Raw genomic sequence first — 4,825 nt, 5'->3', positions numbered from 1 at the left:
CGGTGGTGTGGTGGGCGGCCAGGACGTCCTGGCCGAAGTCGCTGGCGGGGCGGCGGAGCACGGTGTGGGCGTGGTTGCCGTCGTCGGTGGTGTTGTCGTACTCGATCAGCAGGTCGTCGCCCTGCACCCGGTAGTAGTGGCGCTGGCCCGGGCGGGTGGGGCCGGCCCAGGCGAAGTGCAGCTGCCCGCCGGCCAGCCGCCGGGCCTCCCGGACCGCCAGCTCCGGCGGGAGCCGGTCCAGGTAGAGCGCGACCAGCTGGTCCAGCAGCGCCCGGGAGGTCGGCCCGAGCCGGTCGCCCGGTACGCCGAGCGGCTCCAGCGGCGCGTCCACCCGGGGCCGGGTGGCGCTGATGATGTCCCCGGGCGCCTCGTCGGCGATGATCGCGGCGGCCCGCCCCGCCGGGTCGAGCGCGTCCAGCAGCGCCCGGGCGAGATCCTCCTCCACCCCGAGCGGCCGGGTCACCGGGCGGCCCGCGTACCGGACGGCCGCCGGGTTGGCGCCGAAGAAGATCGGCGCGGGGGAGACCTGGTCGTCCACCACTGTCATGCTCACCGAGAGGTGGTGCCCCTCGACCCGCCACGCCCAGCGGTCGTCGCGGGCCGGGTCGCCGAAGACGGCCACCCAGTAGTCGTCGCCGCGCCGGCCGCGGCGCCACCCCTCGGCCCGGTCCAGCACCTCCTCCAGCGCGACGATCGTCATGGCCTGCGCGTACGCGGTCGGGCTCAACGCCGTGGCGAGCAGCCGGTGCGCGGCCTTGCGTCCGGCCGGATCGAGGTCGGCCAGGCTGACCCCGGGCCGGGGCCGCGGTCGGTACTCCAGCCAGCGCCGGGCGGCATCGTCGTCGAACCGGTGGGTCGCGCGGTCGCGCACCGGCTCGTCGAGCGCGGCGAGCAGCGCCGTGCCGGCCGCGCGCATCTGTTCGGGCAGGGGATCCTCCACCGCCTTTGTATACCGGCCCCGGCCCGATCGCGCCGGGGCTCGGCCGCACCCCGCCGGCCGATTCGGCCGGCCGGTCACGGGCCGGCCGGGCTCAGCCCGCGACCCGGCCGCCCGGTGGCGGTCGGACTAGGGCTCGGCCGGTGGGCCTGCGGCTCAGTCGGTGGCCGGGCCGCTCTCGGGGCGTAGCAGGGCGAGCATCTGCGGCAGGTCGAAGAAGCCGGCGGTGTCCACCGCGGACGGGCTGCCGTGGTCCGGGTCGGCGCCGGCGGCGAGCAGCGCCCGGACCGCCTCCGTACTGCTGCGGAAGACCGCCGCGGCCAGCGCGGTCTGCCCGCGGTCGTTGGTCCGGGAGTGGTCGGCGCCCCGGTCGAGCAGCGCGGCGACGGTGTCCGGGTGGGCGTGGTAGGCCGCGAGGATCAGCAGCGTGTCGCCCTTGTCGTTGGTCAGGTTGACCGGCAGCCCGGCGTCGACGTAGTCGGCCAGTTCGGCGGTGGCGCCGTCGCGGGCCAGGTCGAACATCCGGTGCGCGAACGCCAGCGTCTCGGCGTCGAGTTCCTCGGTCACCGGTCCAGGTTAGTCGGACCGCCGCCTGGTAGGTTCCTCGCCCGGTGATCGGGGGAGGGGCATGGACGAGCGGGTGTACGTGGGCAACGCGGGCGTCGACGGCGCGACCAACGCCGGCTGGCTGCTCGGCCACTTCATGCCGCCCGGCGACGCGCGGCACAGCACCGACGTCGAGGTGAAATGGGGCGTGCATCCGGCCGGCGAGGCGCGTTCGCGGTGGGCCACCGGGGAGCGGCGGACGGCGCTGCTGGTGCTGGTGAGTGGACGGTTCCGGGTGGAGCTGCCGGATCGGACGGTGGTGCTCGGCGAGCCCGGCGACTACGTCGTGTGGGGGCGCGGGGTGGACCACTCCTGGTACGCCGAGCGGGAGTCGGTCGTGCTGACCGTCCGCTGGCCCTCGGTTCCCGGCTACCGGGTGGCGCCGCCGGTCCGCCGCTGACCCGGCGCGCCCGCGAGGTCCTGACCCGACGCCCGCGAACGGCCTACCGGTCCCGTCAAATGGGATTACCCACTAAACCTATAGGGTTTAGCGCCTAAGTTGGCCGGGACCCGCCGCCCAGCCCGCGAGGACTACCGCCGTGACCATCCGACGCCCGCCCGACCTGCTCGCCGTCGCCCGGCGGTGGGCCGCCGACCCGGCCGGCTGGCCGGTGCCGCCGGGCTTCGACCCGGTCAGCCGGTGGCGCCCCGGACCATCGACGACCAGTGGAGGAAACCGCCATGCCGCAGACCGACCCGACCGGCTGTCCGGTCCCGCCACCCGGCTCCCGGGGCATCGACGAGATCCTGGCGGCCGCCCGGGCCCGGCTCGACCGGCTCGACCCCGAACAGGCGCACCTGGCCCAGCGGGCCGGCGCGCTGCTGGTCGACATCCGCCCGGCCGCCCAGCGGGCCGCGTACGGCACCGTGCCGGGCTCACTGGCCGTCGAGCGGAACGTGCTGGAGTGGCGGTTCGACCCGCGATGTCCCGCCCGGCTGCCGGCGGCGGTCGGCTACCACCTGCGGGTGGTGGTCCTCTGCCAGGAGGGTTACACCTCCTCGCTGGCCGCCGCCGCCCTGCGGGACCTCGGGCTGTACCGGGCCACCGACGTGGTCGGCGGCTTCGCCGCCTGGCAGATCGCCGGGCTGCCCGTGCTCGGTCCCACCCCGCCGCTTCGACCCTCGCATCTCGCGCCCCCGGTCACCGCCGGGCCCGCACCGTCCTGACCGCCGCGTCCCACCCGGGCGTGCCGGCACCAGCCGCCGCAGGAGGCACCCATGTCCGTCGTCGCCATTTCCCCGCGCCCGTACCCGCCCGGCCGGCTGGACCGGTCCGCGCCGTACCGCCGGCCCGCCACCACGAGCCTGACCATCACCGTCGACCTCGCTCCCGGCGAGCCCAGCCCGCGCCTCGCCCGGCTGCTGGAACTGCTCGGCGAACTCGCCACGTCCGGGGAGGGGCGGCTGGTCCCGGCCGCCGGTGGCGACCCGTCCGCCGGCCGCGCGCCGGCCGGCCGCCGGGAGGTGGACGTGCACGTGCGCCGGCTGCGGGCCAAGCTCGGCGCCCGCACACCGGTGGTCACCACGGTCTACGGGGTGGGCTACCGGCTCGCCGACGAGGCCCGGATCGAGATCGACCGGGCCCGCTGACCGGTCACCATCCCGGGCCGTACCGGCGTGCCCGCCGCACCGGCCCGCCACCCGGCCGAGCCCGGCGTGCCCGCTGGCCGGCCGGCACGCCGGTCTGCCCCGCGGTGGCGCCGGCCCGACCGGCACGGGCCGCAGCCACGGGTGTTCCGGGCGACATGTCCCGCCGCCGGGACGGTGGCCGTCCATCTGGGAGCGTGCCCGGCCACCCGAGAACTCCTCGGTTGCCACCGTGCGTGGCAACGCGCGGCGAACGTGAACCGGGCGGGCACCCCCCGTATCGGGTCAAGCTGGCGACTCTGCTGTAATCATCTGGCTTCGTACGCAGAGCGAGCATCCGGCTCCGATGTGTTCGTCAATTGTCACATTCATGCAACGCAGCCGCCCCTTGACCCCCGCACGGGCGCCGGGAAGCATCGATGAAGCGGCGTCCCGGGCCGTGGGGAGATACCCGGACCAGCCAAGGAGGACCATGTCGGTCAGCCCCGCCTCGTCGCGCGCCGGATGGCATACGTCCCAACCCGCGGTTCCCGGTCGACCCCCCGGCGGCCAGCGCCGTCCCGCCAACACAGCGGCCCCGATGCTCACCGTGACCTTGAACATTCCGCTGGCCTGTGAGGAGTCGCTGACCCCGCCGGCCCGCCGGCTGCTCGAGGCGGCCCGGGAGATGCTCGAACGCGGCGAGGGCACGATCACCACGGCGACCACCGTGGAGCGCCGCCCCGAGCCGGTGCCGGCCAACCGCTCGTCGGGCCGGCCGCTGGCCCCGACCATCCCGGCCCTGCACATCCTCGCGGCGTCCCGGTCGGTGCTGCGCGACGGCGAGCCGCTGCCGCTGACCCGGCTGGAGTTCGACCTGCTGCTGCACCTGGTGGCGCACCCCCGGCGGGTGTTCACCCGGCTGCAACTGCTCAACGCGGTCTGGGGCTACGAGCACGCCGGGGTGCGTACGGTCGACGTGCACGTCCGCCGGCTACGCGGCAAGGTCGGCGTGGACGTCCCGCTGGTCACCACGGTCTACGGCGTCGGCTACCGGCTCGCCGACGACGCCCGGGTCACCATCGACCGCAGCGGCTGACCCCGGCCCGGGCATGATGGGTCGGGTGCGCGTCCGTCCCATCTCACCCGAGCGACTCGTCACCGAACTGGCCGACCGGTTCGCCGCCGCCGCGGGCCGGCTCCGGGTGGCCGTCGACGGCGCGCCGGCCGCCGGCCCGGACGAGCTGGCCGCGGCGCTGGTCGACCCGCTACGCGCGCTGGGCCGTCCGGTGCTGCACGTACGCGCCACCGACTTCCTCCGGCCCGCGTCGGTCCGGCTGGAGCACGGCCGCACCAACTCGGACGCCTACTACGAGGGCTGGGTCGACGAGGCGGGGCTGCGCCGGGAGGTGCTGGACCCGGCCGGCCCGGGCGGCTCCGGCCGGGTGCTGCCCTCGCTCTGGGACGCCCGTACCGACCGGGCCAGCCGGGCCGACTACGTGGAGCTGCCGCCCGGCGGGGTGGTGCTGGTCAGCGGCGCGCTGCTGCTCGGCGGTGGGTTGCCCTTCGACGTCGCCGTCCACCTGGAGCTGTCCCCGGCCGCGCTGGCCCGGCGCACCGACCCGGAACGACGGTGGACGCTGCCCGCCTTCGCCCGGTACGCCGCGGAGGTCGCCCCGGCCACCTTCGCCCACATCGTGGTCCGGGTCGACGACC

General features: G+C 76.2%; 7 protein-coding genes. 5 read left to right on the top strand and 2 right to left on the bottom strand.

Features of this window, described 5'->3' with window-relative positions; genetic code table 11:
• Together DLJ47_RS29140 and DLJ47_RS29135 are read right to left on the bottom strand one after the other, a co-directional pair.
• Positions 1-940 (bottom strand): DUF3500 domain-containing protein (locus DLJ47_RS29140; protein ID WP_109904741.1); only part of this gene is annotated, 940 nt, incomplete at its 3' end.
• A gap of 153 nt (positions 941-1,093) precedes the next feature.
• Positions 1,094-1,504, bottom strand: a complete 411-nt coding sequence (locus tag DLJ47_RS29135; RefSeq protein WP_109904739.1) for an ankyrin repeat domain-containing protein — start codon at positions 1,502-1,504, stop codon at positions 1,094-1,096.
• Positions 1,505-1,565: 61 nt separating this feature from the next.
• Here DLJ47_RS29135 and DLJ47_RS29130 point away from each other — a divergent pair, with 61 nt between their 5' ends.
• The 5 genes from DLJ47_RS29130 to DLJ47_RS29110 form a co-directional block, all read left to right on the top strand.
• Positions 1,566-1,943, top strand: a complete 378-nt coding sequence (locus tag DLJ47_RS29130) for a signal peptidase I (protein ID WP_109904737.1) — start codon at positions 1,566-1,568, stop codon at positions 1,941-1,943.
• Positions 1,944-2,224: 281 nt separating this feature from the next.
• The gene (locus DLJ47_RS29125) at positions 2,225-2,710 is read left to right on the top strand and encodes a rhodanese-like domain-containing protein (RefSeq protein ID WP_109904745.1); all 486 of its coding nucleotides are present in this window, start codon (positions 2,225-2,227) and stop codon (positions 2,708-2,710) included.
• 51 nt (positions 2,711-2,761) lie between these two features.
• Entirely contained in the window at positions 2,762-3,133 is a 372-nt protein-coding gene (locus tag DLJ47_RS37975; protein WP_109904735.1) for a winged helix-turn-helix domain-containing protein, read from the top strand.
• A gap of 469 nt (positions 3,134-3,602) precedes the next feature.
• Entirely contained in the window at positions 3,603-4,208 is a 606-nt protein-coding gene (locus DLJ47_RS29115; protein ID WP_088993697.1) for a winged helix-turn-helix domain-containing protein, read from the top strand.
• A gap of 25 nt (positions 4,209-4,233) precedes the next feature.
• A partial coding sequence (locus DLJ47_RS29110) for a uridine kinase (protein ID WP_109904743.1) occupies positions 4,234-4,825 on the top strand: 592 nt, incomplete at its 3' end.

The organism is Micromonospora sp. S4605 (assembly GCF_003176715.1).
Taxonomy (GTDB): Bacteria; Actinomycetota; Actinomycetes; order Mycobacteriales; family Micromonosporaceae; genus Micromonospora; species Micromonospora echinaurantiaca.
The sequence above is the reverse complement of the archived record's forward strand: the minus strand, read 5'-3'. Positions and strand labels throughout refer to the sequence as shown.